Origin of the sequence: Streptomyces luteoverticillatus, assembly GCF_003970715.1 — a bacterium.
Taxonomy (GTDB): Bacteria; Actinomycetota; Actinomycetes; order Streptomycetales; family Streptomycetaceae; genus Streptomyces; species Streptomyces abikoensis.
Window position 1 is genome coordinate 3,476,144 of record NZ_CP034587.1, and the last position, 12,792, is coordinate 3,488,935.

Genomic DNA, 12,792 nt, shown 5'->3' on the forward strand with positions numbered 1-12,792 from the left:
ATCTTCCCAGACTCGTGAAATTGCTCCACATGGTGCTCGTCACGGATCTTGAACGGAATAACCGAAAGGGCGCGGTGTTTCACGTGAAACACCGCGCCCTTTGGCTGCGCACCCGGAAAAGCAGCAGGTCAGGCCAGGCCGAGCTCGTCGATCGCATAGGCGTACACGTAAGGAACGCCCGCCGTCTCGCTGATCTTCTCGGCGGCACCGGTCGCCCGGTCCACGATCGTGGCGACAGCGACGACCTCGGCGCCGGCCTCGCGCACGGCCTCGACGGCCGTCAGCGGCGAGCCACCGGTGGTGGAGGTGTCCTCGACCACCAGGACCCGGCGGCCCTTGATGTCCGCGCCCTCGATGCGGCGCTGGAGGCCGTGGGCCTTGGCGGCCTTCCGCACGACGAACGCGTCCAGCGTCTTGCCGCGCGCGGCGGCGGCGTGCAGCATCGCCGTCGCCACCGGGTCGGCGCCCATGGTCAGGCCGCCCACGGCGTCGAAGTCGAACTCGGCCGTCGTGTCGAGCATGACCTGCCCGACCAGCGGCGCGGCCGTGCCGTCCAGGGTGACCCGGCGCAGGTCGATGTAGTAGTCGGCCTCCATGCCGGAGGAAAGGGTGACCTTGCCGTGGATCACGGCCTTGTCCTTGATCTGGCCCAGCAGTGCCTCGCGCGCTTCGCTCATGTCCATGAGCTTAGGCCAGGCCCAGGGAGCGCCAGGTCCAGGTCGTGGCGATCTCCAGGGGGTCGATCGGCGTGACGAGGCGGGGGTGGGTGTTCAGCCCGTTGGGCGGGCCGGACTGGGGCTCGACGCACACCGCCTCGGTCTGCTCGTCGTAGACGACGACCCACTCGGCGCGGCTGGTGACCTTCAGCTCCAGGGCGCCGGGCCAGGTGAGGGTGACGTCGACGCCGTCGGGCATCCCGAAGCAGTCGTCCCAGGGGCCGGGCCGGGGGTCGATGCGCTGTCCGGTGGGGAGGTGGTCGTCGCCGCGCTCCTCCTGCCAGGACGGCTGGAAGCCGATCTCCACGTCCTTGCCGACGCCGAGGTTCCGCAGGAACCAGGGGTGCCAGCCGGCCTGCGCCGGGAAGGAGTCGTCATAGGTCTCGACGCCCATGGTGAGGGTGAGGGATTCCTCCGTCAGCTCCACCAGCTGGGTGACCCTGCCGCTGTAGGGCCAGGGGTCGGCGAGGTCGTAGGTGAACGCGGCGGACCGGCCATCGGCGCGGGCGGTGCGCCAGGCGGTGTCGCGGCCGGTGCCGTGGATGGCGTGGGGGGCGGAGTTGATGGGCATCTGATGGACGTCGCCGCCGTTGCGGAAGCGGCCGAGTGCGATGCGGCCGCACCACGGGACCATGGGGAAGGCGCCGTAGCGCGGTCCCTGGCGGAGCAGTTCGACCCCGCCGATCCTGAGGCCGGCGAGGCGGCAGCCATTACCCGGATCCACGACCACTTCGGCGGCCCCGGCCGCCAACGTTACGTTTTGGCTCACGCCTTGACCCTAGGGCCTGCGGCCCGCGCCAACCTGCCGGTTTGTGCGGCCACCGGGCCGCACCCGGAAACGGCGCTCGGCCCCGCACCGGGCGTACCCGGCGCGTCAGCGCCTACGGCGCAGCGCGCGCGTCATCACGACCGCGCCCGCCAGGGCGATCGCCGCCGCCGGCGCGGCCCACCGCAGGACCGCTGTGCCGGTGGCCGCCTCCGGCGCCGGCACCGGCGCGTAGCGCCCGCGCGGCGGCGCGTGGTCGACTTCCTCCGCACTGCGGCCGATCATCGTGCGGCGCGCGTGCGCCGCCTCCGCCGGCGGCTCGTCGTCGAGGACGTCGTCCTCGAAGCCACCCGGCCCGCCGAGCGGCCCGTCCTCGTCGGCGTCGACGTCGGCGTCGTCACCGTCCGGTGTCGGCGCGGGCGCCGACACCGCCGGCACCTCCGCCGCCGCTTCCTCCCGCAATTCCTCCGCCAGCGCCGCCCCGAACCGGTCGAGCAGTCGCCGCGCCACGGACTCCGCCGTCTTCGCGTCGAACTCCGCGAGCCGGCCCGCGCCGCCGACCGTTCCCGTGCAGCTCAGCCGGGTGCCACCGGGCGTCTCCTCCGGCTGTGCGCTCAGCGTGAGCGTCACCGTGCCGGAGCCCCGGGCCTCGGTGCCCTCGCCGGAGAGCTCGTACGATCCGTCCCGCTCGGTCAGCCGCATCTCACCCCGGTAGGTGATCGTGGATCCGCCGATGCGCAGCCGGAGCCGCCCGGTGAGGGCGGCACCGGACGAGGCGTCCTGCTGGAGGCCGGGGACGCAGCGGGCGACGCGCGCGGGGTCGGAGAGGACCCGCCGCACCGCACCGACGGGAAACGGAACGAACACCTCATGCTCCATAGCTAGCGAGCCTACCCATCGGGCCCCGCACCAGGCCCGCCCCGGTCGAATACGAGTCGAATCCGATCGAACTTTCCGTCAGAAGACGGTCAGTCTCCGACAGTGAAGCGCTCTCCCACGTGCTTGGGCGTCTCGATCTCGTCGATGAGCGCCACCGCGTAGTCCTCGGTGGAGATCCGGCTCTTGCCCTCCGCGTTCACGACGAGGTCCTCGAGCGCGGTGCGGTAGGTGCCCGTGCGCTCGCCGGGCTCGATCTGGCCGGCCGGGGAGACATTGGTCCAGCGGACGTCGGAGACCGTGCGGTAGAAGTCCAGCGCGTCGCCGTGCGCGTGCATGATCTGGAGCAGGAACTCCGGCAGCCCCTCCGCGTCCCAGACCTGCTTGCCGTCCGGGGTGCGCAGCGAGCCCGCGCCACCGACCGCGATCAGCCGGGGGGCCGTGTCGCCGAGCGAGCGCAGGCCGGCGACCAGGGACTCCGCCGCGGGCTTGATGGTCGCGAGGTGACCGGGGCCGTCGCCGCCGCCGACAGCGCTGACGACGACGTCCTGGCCCTTGGCCACGGCGGCGACCGAGGCCGGGTCGAGGACGTCACCGGTGACGACGGTGAGGTTCGGGTGCTGCTCGGTGAGCTTGGCGGGGTCGCGGACGACGGCCGTGACCTGGTGGCCCCGGTCCAGCGCCTCGCGCAGGACGCGGCTGCCGATGGTGCCGGTGGCTCCGAAGAGGGCGATCTTCGCCATGGGGGTGTCTCCTGTCGCACGGTTCAAGGACGTGTGGTGACGTGGATGTGTGGTGACGCGTACCTGTGTGGTGCGCAATGACCACGCTAGGAGCGGCCGGCCCACCCGGCCAGGTAGGCTCGCGTCTCCCCATGGTGAAAAAGCGACACACTGACCCATGCGCGTCCGTCGGGAGCGACGGCGGCATCCTGGAGCTCGCCTACGAGCCCCCGCCCGGCGCCCCGCCCGGTCTGGAAGTGATGACCGTGGCCGAGCTGCGCGAGCGGGCGCCCGAGGGGCTGCTGTCCAGGCCGCAGCGGCTGGACTTCCACCAGCTCGTCGCCGTCGACGCCGGCTCCGCCGTCCACACCGTCGACTTCCGCACCCACACCCTCGACGCGGGTTCGGTGCTGTGGGTCCGTCCCGGACAGGTCCAGCAGTTCGGGGACGTCGACGCGATCGAGGGCACGGTCGTCCTCGTCCAGCCGGGCTTCATGCCCCCGGGCACGGCCGTCTCCGACGCGGCGGACGACCCGTTCGGGCCTGTGCTGTGGCGGCCGGGCGGCGAGGACGGGGAGGCCGTCTTCTGCGCGGTGCGGCACCTGGCGACGGACTACCGCACCGGCGAGCGGCTGGCCCCCGCCGTCCGCACGGAGGTGCTGCGCCATCTGTTCTCGGTGCTGGTGCTGCGGCTGACGCACGCCTCCGCTCCCGTGAGCGGCCTGCCCGCTCCCGGGGACGCCTTCATGCGGTTCCGCGCCGCCGTGGAGCGCGACTTCGCCGGTCGTCACCGGGTGGCCGACTACGCCCGGGACCTGGGTTACGCGCCCCGCACCCTGTCCCGGGCCACGCTGGCGGCGGCCGGGGTCGGGGCGAAGGAGTTCGTCGACCGCCGGGTGATGCTGGAGGCCAAACGGCTGCTGGCGCACAGCGATCTGCCCGCCTCGCGGATCGCCGAACGGCTCGGCTTCGCCGACGCCGCCAATTTCTCCAAGTTCTTCCAGCAGCGCGCGGGGGACACTCCCGGCGCCTTCCGGGCGGCCCTGCGCGGTCAGCCCGCGTAGCGCGGGTGCATCAGCGTGGACGGCAGCGCGCCCGTCTCCTTGCGGCGCTCGGCCGCCAGGCCCTCGGCGCGCAGCGTCTCCGGAGTGAGGGACGGCAGGGGCGGCCGGGCCTCGGCCAGCGCCAGCCGTACGGGCTCCCGCGCGGCCAGCACGAACCCCCAGTCCCGCTCGGGCGCCCCGCGCTCCCGGGGGACGGCCGCGCGGTAGGGCGCGGTGCACAGCCCCACGGAACGCAGCGTCGCCTCGACGGTCCAGAAGACGTGCGGCCGGGCGTCGAGGTCTCCCCCGTGCACGGCTATTCGGCCGCCCGGGGCCAGGACGCGCGCCACCAGTCCGTAGAACTCCTGGGAGTAGAGCTTGGTGCTGGGCGTGAGCCCGGGGTCGGGGAGGTCGGAGATGACCACGTCGTACGGGCCGGCGGCGGCCCCCCGGCCGTCGCGCAGCCAGTCGAAGGCGTCGGCGGTCACCACCCGTACCCGTGGATCGCGGTACGCGCGGCGGTTGAGGCCGGCCAGGCCGGGGTCGGTCCGGGCCAGCCGCAGCACCTCGGGGTCGAGCTCGACGACGGTCACGGAACGGACGTCCGGGTAGCGCAGCATCTCGCGCACCGCGAGGCCGTCTCCGCCGCCGAGGACGAGGACGCGGCGGTGCTCCCCGGCCAGGGCGGGGTGGACGAGCGCCTCGTGATAGCGGGACTCGACATCCCCACTGACCCTCAGCCGGCCGTCGAGGAAGAGGGAGAGCGGCCGCCCGCCGCCGTCGCCGCCGGCCAGCACCACCTCCTGGACCTCCGAGCGCACCGCGACCCTGACGTCCGTGCCGTAGACGGCCCGCCGGGCGGCCCGCTCGAAGGGGCCCGTGAGCACCGAGCACACCGCCAGCACCACCAGCACCAGGCCATTGGCGGTGAGCAGCGCCCAGCGGGCCCTCGGCGACAGATCGCCCCGGAAGAGCCAGAGCACCAGCGCCCCGCCCGCCACGGCGTTGACCGCGCCGGTGACCAGGGCGCCCGTCAGCTGGCCCAGCGCGGGCAGCAGGAGGAAGGGGAAGGCGAGCCCGCCGACCAGGGCGCCCACATAGTCGGCGGCGAAGAGATCGGCGACCGCGCAGCCCGCGTCCTGCCGGCGGATGCGCTGGATGAGCGTCATCAGGAGCGGCACCTCGGCGCCGATGAGCACCCCGATCGTGAGCGAGAAGGCCACCATGGCGAGCCGGGCCTGCCCGTACCAGGCGAAGCAGGCGTAGAGCGCCATGGCGGAGAGGCCGCCGGTGAGCGCCAGCACCGCCTCGACGGCGGCGAAGCCGAGCGCCGCGCGGGCGCGCAGCCGCTTGGCGAGCAGCGAGCCGACGCCCATGGCGAAGACCATGACGGACAGCACGACGGACGCCTGGGTGACGGAGTCGCCGAGCAGGTAGGAGGCGAGCGCGACCAGCTCCAGCTCGTAGACCAGCCCGCAGGCGGCACAGATGAAGACCGTGGTCAGCACGGCGAGACGGCCGAGCCCGGCCGGTACGGGCAGCCGCGCCGGTACCGGGCGGTGGAGGACCATGCGGTAACGCTACGTCACGAACCAGGACCCCCTTGTCACCCACACGGGTTTAAATTCACGCGCTTGGGCGACTCCCCAGCGGCTCTCACAGGGGCGCGGCCATCCGGACGCCCACGCGGGTCCGGGTGGCCACCAGCCGCCCTTCCTGGGGATACGCGTGCCAGGTGCGCCAGCTGATCTGGCCGTCGCGGCGCTGGGCGAGCAGGGCGGTGAAGGCGTGGGGATCGCCGGGAAACGTTCCGGCCAGCCCCTGCGGGTGTTCGGCGACCAGCGCCAGGAGCTCCTGGGCACGCCCCGCGAAGGAACATCGCGAGAGGGTCTCCACGCGCGCCGCGAACTCGTACTCCCAGGCGCCCACGCGCTTGGCGACGCCCAGGGGCAGCGGGGTCTGGCTGCCGGGTATGCAGGCGACCGTCTCCGAGCAGACTCCGTCCTCCTCTTCGAGTATGACCTGGTGCGAGGCGCCGAGCAGGCGCAACTGCACGTCCGCTCCGTCCAGTTGGAGGTCGAGCACCGCCAGCGCGGGCAGGGGGTCCTTCCCCAGACACCAGGCGAGATCGGCGGCGCGGGTATCGGTGTAGGTGGTCTTGAGGGTGGTGAGCATGGGTCGGCTCCGCGAGCGAGCAGTGGAGGGTGGGCCGGCCCGCCCCGAGGAGGACCACATTCCTGATCGAGTGCGCCGGCTCATGCCCACATCTGAGGTCCCGCGGACCGGTTCCGGCAGGGGTCATTCCGGTGTGCCGGGGATTTCCGGGGATTGTCTCAACGTGGCTCTGATCGAGGGAATCACGAATGAGCGGCGCCCACAGCGGTTTTACCCATGATCTGCAACTTTCCATCCACCCGAGGGCCGTGCAGTTCAAATGTTCAACAGACCGGCGCACATAAGTTCAACACACCGGCGTCCGGCGGATACGGAAAATCCGCCGGACGCATATGCGGATGGACATGGGCCCCTTGCAAATCTCCCGATCAGGCGGCCGCGATCAGCTTCTCCACGGCCTCGACCACGGACTTCTCCCGCCGGCAGAAGGAGAAACGCACCAGATGGGAGGGGGCGTCCGGAGCGAGCAGGAAGGCGGAGGTGGGAATGGCCACCACCCCGGCGCGCAGCGGCAGTTCACGACAGAATCGCACGCCGTCCGCGTGCCCCCACGCGCGGATGTCCGCCTGGAGGAAATAGCCCGCCTCCGCACGATAGGGGCGCAGACCGGCCCGGGTGAGCCCCTCGCTCAGCAGATCCCGGTTACGGCGCAGAGTCCGCCGGAGCTCCCCCGCCCACTCCTCCACGCCCCCCAATGCCCGCGCGAGCGCCTCTTGGTAGGGCGTGCCGGACGCATAGGTGAGGAATTGTTTCGCCGCCGCCACCGCCGCCACCAGCCGGGCCGGACCGCACACCCAGCCGACCTTCCACCCCGTGACGTTGAAGGTCTTGCCGGCCGAGGAGATGGTCAGGGTCCGCTCCCGCATCCCCGGCAGGGCGGCGATCGTCCGGTGCGTCGCGTCGTCGTAGACCAGGTGCTCGTAGACCTCGTCCGTCACCACCGTCAGATCGCGCTCCCGGCAGAGCTTCGCGATCGCCGCCAGCTCCGCCGCCGTGAACACCTTCCCGGTGGGGTTGTGCGGGGAGTTGAGGATCAGCACGCGGGTACGGCCGGTGACGGCGGCCCGCAGCGCGTCCAGGTCCAGGGCGAAGCCCGGCGTGTCCCCGGCGTTCTCCCCGGCGTTCTCCTCAGCCAGCGGAACGGGCACCAGCCGGGCCCCGGCGAAGCGGGCCACCGCTGGATAGGCGTCGTAGCAGGGGTCGAAGGCGAGCACCTCGTCGCCCGGGTCGCACAGCGCCATCAGCGCCGCCGCGATCGCCTCGGTGGCCCCGGTGGTCACCAGCACCTCGCCCTGCGGCGCGTACTCCAGCCCGTACCGCCGCCGCTGGTGCGCGGCGACCGCCTCCCGCAGCGCGGGGAAGCCATAGGCGGGCGGGTACTGGTTGGCGCCCGCCAGCACCGCCGCCGCGACCTCCTCCAGCAGCGGGCGGGGCCCGTCCAGCTCGGGCACGCCCTGGCCCAGGTTGACCGCGCCGGTCCGCCGCGCCAGCTCGGTCATCTCCGTGAAGACCGACTCCCCCATGCCCCGCACCCGCTCCGCCGGGCTCCAGCCCGTCTCCCTGGCGTTCACGTTCATCCCCACTCCCGTTGTCCCATCGGGTCATTCCGGTCCGGACGATCGAGATCACGATAGGCGGGGCGCGCGACGCGGCCCAGCGCCCCGAAGACCCAGCGCCCCCGAAGGCCCGGCACACCGGGACGCGCGGCACAGCGGACGGACCAGCACACCGGGCGGCCCCTCGGCACGCCGACACTCCGGGGTGCGCCCGAGCGGGTGGTAGGCACACCGCTTACGGGCGTTTCCCGGTCGCGCGCGCGAGGACCGCGCCGCATGGTCGGTATGCCTCGACCGTCCCGTCCCGCACCGGAGGTACCCCGTGTCCGCCGGCCCCGCCGTCCAACGCGACGCAGCGCCCGTCCGGGCCCCCGAACCGCGCCGCGCCCGCCAGGGCCGCCGCCGTCCCGGCCGTACCGACCGGATCCGCGCGGCGCTGCGCCGGGCCCTGCCCGCGCTCGGGCTCTACGCCGCCGTCCGGCTGACCGGCATGACGGTGATGGCCGCCTGGGCCTGGTGGATCGGCAAGCACCCGCGCACCCTGCTCGGCCACCTGTGGGACGGCATCTGGTACGCGGGCATCGCCCGGCACGGCTACGGCCTGGTCGTCCCCTCGCCCACCAGCAAGGGCGTCTTCTACAACGACCTCGCCTTCTTCCCCCTCTATCCGGGGCTGGTCCGGGGCGTCGTGGCCGTGCTGCCGGTCACCGTCGTCACGGCCGGGCTCCTGGTGGCCTGGGCGGCCGCCGGAGCCGCCGCCTGGGGCGTCTACGCGGTCGGCGAGCGGCTGCACGGCCGCCGCGTGGGGACCGTGCTGGTGCTGCTGTGGGGGCTGCTGCCGCACGCGATCGTGCAGACCATGGCGTACACCGAGTCCCTGATGACCGCGCTGGCCGCCTGGTCGCTCTACGCCCTGTACACCCGCCGCTGGCTGTGGGCCGGGGCGCTGGCCCTGCTCGCCGGGCTCTCCCGGCCCAACGCGATCGCCGTGTCCGCCGCGATCGCCGTCGCCGCCGTCGTCGCCCTGCGGCGCGACCCGCACGCCCGCCGGGACTGGCGGATCTGGGCGGGCACGGCCATGGCACCGCTGGGCTGGGCGGGCTACGTCGTGTGGGCCGGCTTCCGCTCCGGCGGCGGGCCGCTGGGCTACTTCAAGGTGCAACGGCTGTGGGGCTCGCGCTTCGACTTCGGGCGCGACGCCTTCCTCTTCACCCGGCACCTGTTCACCGGCCGGGACTCCATGGCGTACTACGTCACCCTGGCGATCCTCGCCGTCGCCCTCGTCGCCCTCGTCTTCCTGGCGCTGGACCGGCCGCCCGCCGCGCTGCTGGCGTACGCGCTGGTGCTGGCCGTCATCGCGGTCGGCGGCTCCAGCTACTTCGCGTCCAAGCCGAGATTCCTGCTGCCGGCCTTTCCGCTGCTGCTGCCGGCCGCCGTGGCGATGGCGAGAGCCCGGCCCCGCACCGTCGTCGTGACGACCGGTGCGCTGGCCGGGCTCTCGTTCCTCTACGGGACCTATCTGCTGACCGTGGCCAGAGTCCCGATGTAGCCGCGAGTGGCGGCGTGTGACAGCGGGGAGGCTCAGGCCTCGTCGTCCGGCTTGTCGTCGCCGTCCTCGATGTCGGCCTCCAGGCCCAGCTGCTCGGCGAGCCACTTGTCGAACTCGATCGAGGCACGCACCCAGCTGACCGTGCTGGAGACGAAGTGCTCCAGCGCCACACCGACGCCGATCAGCATCTGCGCCTCACCAATCAGACGGACGGTGCCGTCGTCGTGGGTGTGGGTGTAGACCTTGGGCCACAGCGTGCGACGGTTCCAGTCGTCGATGGCCTCGAGCAGCTTGGCCTTGTCCTCGATGTCGTGCGGACGGTCGTAGAACGTGCGCACGGAGAAGACCTGCTGCTCCTCCTCACCGCGGAACATGAAGTACGTCCGGAACTGCTCCCACGGCGCGGCGAGGTCACCCTCGTCGTCCACGACGTACTTCAGCTCCATCTGCTCGAGGAGCTGCTTGACCAGGTCCTGGTCGGGGATGACGGGGCCGGTCGGGCCCGCCTCAGGCTGCGGTTCGGGCTGGCCCCCGAAATTCGGAATCGAGGACGGGTCGATGCTCACCGTTTGCTTCCCTTCGTACGGTCTCCCGCCATCCTCCCCCATCGTGGGCGGGGCCTGGTAGCCCCGCCCCGCCGTATGTCACAGCGTTTTCGCGACCGCCTCTTCCCGAACGGGCGAAACGGTGAGCTCCTCGGCCCCGTCCGCCACGTCGACGCGGACGGTGTCGCCGTCCCGTACGTCCCCTCCGAGGATGGCCCGGGCGAGCCGGTCGCCGATGGCCGTCTGCACCAGCCGGCGCAGCGGGCGGGCGCCGTAGGCCAGGTCGGGCTGGGTGGCGCCCTCGGTTTCGGGGGTGTGGCCGAGCCAGGCGAGCCAGCGCAGGGCGTCGTCGCTGACGTCCAGGGTGAGGCGGCGGTCGGCGAGGCGGCGCTGGAGGTGGCCGATCTGGATGCGGGCGATCCGCTCCAGCTGGTCGGTGCCCAGGGGGTGGAAGACGACGGTGTCGTCGAGACGGTTGAGGAATTCGGGGCGGAAGGAGGCGCGGACGGTCTCCAGCACCTTCTCCTTCTTCTGCTCCTCCTTCAGCAGCGGGTCCATCAGGAAGGCCGAGCCGAGGTTGGAGGTGAGGATGAGGATGGTGTTGCGGAAATCCACCGTTCGGCCCTGGCCGTCGGTGAGCCGCCCGTCGTCCAGGACCTGCAGCAGGATGTCGAAGACCTCGTGGTGGGCCTTCTCCACCTCGTCCAGCAGCACCACCGTGTAGGGACGGCGGCGCACGGCCTCGGTAAGCTGGCCGCCCTCCTCGTAGCCGACGTAGCCGGGGGGCGCACCGACCAGGCGGGCGACGGAGTGCTTCTCGCCGTACTCGCTCATGTCGATGCGGACCATCGCCCGCTCGTCGTCGAAGAGGAAATCGGCGAGCGCCTTGGCCAGCTCCGTCTTGCCGACACCGGTCGGGCCGAGGAAGAGGAACGAGCCGGTGGGGCGGTCGGGGTCGGCGATCCCGGCGCGCGAGCGGCGCACGGCGTCGGAGACGGCGCGCACGGCCTCGGCCTGGCCGATCAGCCGCTTGCCCAGCTCCTCCTCCATGCGCAGCAGCTTCTGCGTCTCGCCCTCCAGCAGCCGGCCGGCGGGGATGCCGGTCCAGGAGGCGACGACGTCGGCGATGTCGTCCGGGCCGACGTCCTCCTTGACCATGAGGTCCTTGGCGGCGGCCTCCTGCTCGGCCTCCACCTCCGCCTTCGCGGCCTCCTCCAGCTCCCGCTCGACAGCGGGGATCTCCCCGTAGAGCAGCTTGGAAGCGGTGTCGAAATCACCGTCGCGCTGGGCGCGCTCGGCCTGCACCCGCAGCTCGTCCAGGCGCTCCTTGAGCTCACCGACGCGGTTGAGGGACTGCTTCTCCTTCTCCCAGCGGGCGGTCAGGCCGCGCAGCTCCTCCTCCTTGTCGGCCAGATCGCGGCGGAGCTTGGCCAGCCGCTCCTTGCTGGCCTCGTCGGATTCGTTCCGCAGCGCCAGCTCCTCCATCTTCAGCCGGTCGACGGCGCGCTGGAGCTCGTCGATCTCCACGGGCGAGGAGTCGATCTCCATGCGCAGCCGGGACGCGGCCTCGTCGACCAGGTCGATGGCCTTGTCGGGCAGGAAGCGGGAGGTGATGTACCGGTCGGAGAGGGTGGCGGCGGCCACCAGCGCGGAGTCGGCGATCTGCACCTTGTGGTGCGCCTCGTAGCGGCCCTTGAGGCCGCGCAGGATGGCGATGGTGTCCTCGACGGACGGCTCGGCCACCAGCACCTGCTGGAAACGGCGCTCCAGCGCGGGGTCCTTCTCGATCCGCTCCCGGTACTCGTCGAGGGTGGTGGCGCCGACCATGCGGAGCTCGCCGCGCGCCAGCATGGGCTTGAGCATGTTGCCCGCGTCCATGGCGGAATCCCCGCCGGCGCCCGCGCCCACGACGGTGTGGAGCTCGTCGATGAAGGTGATGATCTGGCCGTCACTGGCCTTGATCTCCGCCAGAACGGTCTTCAGCCGCTCCTCGAACTCACCCCGGTACTTCGCACCCGCGACCATCGCGCCCAGGTCGAGCGCCACCAGCCGCTTGTTCTTCAGCGACTCGGGAACGTCACCCTTCACTATCCGCTGCGCGAGCCCCTCGACGACGGCCGTCTTGCCGACGCCCGGCTCACCGATGAGCACGGGGTTGTTCTTCGTCCGCCGCGACAGCACCTGCACCACGCGCCGGATCTCGTGATCCCGGCCGATGACCGGGTCGAGCTTGCCGTCACGGGCGGCGGCCGTGAAGTCCGTACCGAACTTCTCCAGCGCCTTGTACGTGCCCTCCGGGTCGGGCGTCGTCACCCGCCGACCGCCACGGGCGGCCTCGAAAGCGTCCAGCAGCTTCTTGGCCGACGCGCCCTGGTCCGCCAGCAGCTCACCCGCACGGCCACCGCGCGCGGCCAGGCCCATCAGCAGATGCTCGGTCGAGATGTACTCGTCGCCCAGGTCACGGGCGCGCTCGGTGGCGTCCGCGAGGACGGCCATCAGCTCCCGGTCCGGCTGCGGCGGCGCCACCGTCGACCCCTGAACGCTCGGCAACCCCGCCAGCAGCCGCTCGGCCCCACCGCGCAGCACGGCCGCGTCCGCGTCGACGGCGGCCAGCAGATCCATCACGTTCTCGTTCTCCCGGCCGGCCAGGAGGGCCAGCAGGAGGTGCGCCGGCGTCATGTCGGCGTGCCCGGCCGACACGGCACGGTCACTAGCGGCGCTCAGCGCCTCCCGGCTCTTGTTCGTCAGCTCGGCATCCACGGCGACGGGCTCCTCCTTGTACGCGCAGGTCTTGCCTGAGGGAACGTGCGATAAGTTGAGTCTATTCCACTCAACCTTGCCCGC

General features: G+C 72.3%; 11 protein-coding genes. 2 read left to right on the forward strand and 9 right to left on the reverse strand.

Annotation, left to right across the window (positions count from 1 at the left end; translation table 11 throughout):
- Positions 1-128: 128 nt before the first annotated feature.
- From pyrE to EKH77_RS15280, 4 genes are all read right to left on the reverse strand, one after another.
- Complete coding sequence (pyrE, locus tag EKH77_RS15265; RefSeq protein ID WP_126914911.1) at positions 129-677, reverse strand: orotate phosphoribosyltransferase; 549 nt, start codon at positions 675-677, stop codon at positions 129-131.
- Positions 678-687: 10 nt separating this feature from the next.
- Complete coding sequence (locus tag EKH77_RS15270; protein ID WP_126914912.1) at positions 688-1,485, reverse strand: aldose 1-epimerase; 798 nt, start codon at positions 1,483-1,485, stop codon at positions 688-690.
- Positions 1,486-1,590: 105 nt separating this feature from the next.
- The gene (locus EKH77_RS15275; RefSeq protein ID WP_126914913.1) at positions 1,591-2,361 is read right to left on the reverse strand and encodes an SRPBCC domain-containing protein; all 771 of its coding nucleotides are present in this window, start codon (positions 2,359-2,361) and stop codon (positions 1,591-1,593) included.
- Between the two features lie 89 nt (positions 2,362-2,450).
- Positions 2,451-3,101 (reverse strand): NAD(P)-dependent oxidoreductase, encoded by a 651-nt coding sequence (locus EKH77_RS15280; RefSeq protein ID WP_126914914.1) that lies wholly within the window; start codon positions 3,099-3,101, stop codon positions 2,451-2,453.
- A 131-nt stretch (positions 3,102-3,232) separates the two neighbouring features.
- Here EKH77_RS15280 and EKH77_RS15285 point away from each other — a divergent pair, with 131 nt between their 5' ends.
- Entirely contained in the window at positions 3,233-4,144 is a 912-nt protein-coding gene (locus EKH77_RS15285; protein WP_126914915.1) for an AraC family transcriptional regulator, read from the forward strand.
- On the opposite strand, the gene EKH77_RS15290 is transcribed toward EKH77_RS15285, so the two are convergent.
- From EKH77_RS15290 to EKH77_RS15300, 3 genes are all read right to left on the reverse strand, one after another.
- Entirely contained in the window at positions 4,132-5,694 is a 1,563-nt protein-coding gene (locus EKH77_RS15290) for a polyamine aminopropyltransferase (protein ID WP_126914916.1), read from the reverse strand. The genes EKH77_RS15285 and EKH77_RS15290 overlap by 13 nt on opposite strands.
- Before the next feature lie 85 nt (positions 5,695-5,779).
- Positions 5,780-6,298, reverse strand: coding sequence for a DUF2617 family protein (locus EKH77_RS15295; protein ID WP_126914917.1), 519 nt, complete (start codon positions 6,296-6,298; stop codon positions 5,780-5,782).
- A gap of 368 nt (positions 6,299-6,666) precedes the next feature.
- Complete coding sequence (locus EKH77_RS15300) at positions 6,667-7,875, reverse strand: aminotransferase class I/II-fold pyridoxal phosphate-dependent enzyme (RefSeq protein ID WP_206279854.1); 1,209 nt, start codon at positions 7,873-7,875, stop codon at positions 6,667-6,669.
- Positions 7,876-8,176: 301 nt separating this feature from the next.
- Between EKH77_RS15300 and EKH77_RS15305 the strand changes: the two genes are divergently transcribed.
- The gene (locus tag EKH77_RS15305) at positions 8,177-9,403 is read left to right on the forward strand and encodes a hypothetical protein (protein WP_240667364.1); all 1,227 of its coding nucleotides are present in this window, start codon (positions 8,177-8,179) and stop codon (positions 9,401-9,403) included.
- 32 nt (positions 9,404-9,435) lie between these two features.
- Here EKH77_RS15305 and EKH77_RS15310 read toward each other — a convergent pair whose 3' ends face one another.
- On the reverse strand, positions 9,436-9,969 hold the full coding sequence (locus tag EKH77_RS15310) for a YbjN domain-containing protein (RefSeq protein ID WP_240667365.1): 534 nt from the start codon (positions 9,967-9,969) through the stop codon (positions 9,436-9,438).
- A gap of 78 nt (positions 9,970-10,047) precedes the next feature.
- Positions 10,048-12,708 (reverse strand): ATP-dependent chaperone ClpB, encoded by a 2,661-nt coding sequence (clpB, locus tag EKH77_RS15315; protein ID WP_126914919.1) that lies wholly within the window; start codon positions 12,706-12,708, stop codon positions 10,048-10,050.
- Positions 12,709-12,792 lie beyond the last annotated feature (84 nt).

What these genes read in the sequence shown, in the direction of transcription:
- pyrE (WP_126914911.1), bottom strand. Translation starts at nt 677, where the DNA reads ATGAGCGAAGCGCGCGAGGCACTGCTGGGCCAGATCAAGGACAAGGCC.
- EKH77_RS15275 (WP_126914913.1), bottom strand. Translation starts at nt 2,361, where the DNA reads ATGGAGCATGAGGTGTTCGTTCCGTTTCCCGTCGGTGCGGTGCGGCGG.
- EKH77_RS15280 (WP_126914914.1), bottom strand. Translation starts at nt 3,101, where the DNA reads ATGGCGAAGATCGCCCTCTTCGGAGCCACCGGCACCATCGGCAGCCGC.
- EKH77_RS15285 (WP_126914915.1), top strand. Translation starts at nt 3,233, where the DNA reads ATGGTGAAAAAGCGACACACTGACCCATGCGCGTCCGTCGGGAGCGAC.
- EKH77_RS15290 (WP_126914916.1), bottom strand. Translation starts at nt 5,694, where the DNA reads ATGGTCCTCCACCGCCCGGTACCGGCGCGGCTGCCCGTACCGGCCGGG.
- EKH77_RS15295 (WP_126914917.1), bottom strand. Translation starts at nt 6,298, where the DNA reads ATGCTCACCACCCTCAAGACCACCTACACCGATACCCGCGCCGCCGAT.
- EKH77_RS15300 (WP_206279854.1), bottom strand. Translation starts at nt 7,875, where the DNA reads ATGAACGTGAACGCCAGGGAGACGGGCTGGAGCCCGGCGGAGCGGGTG.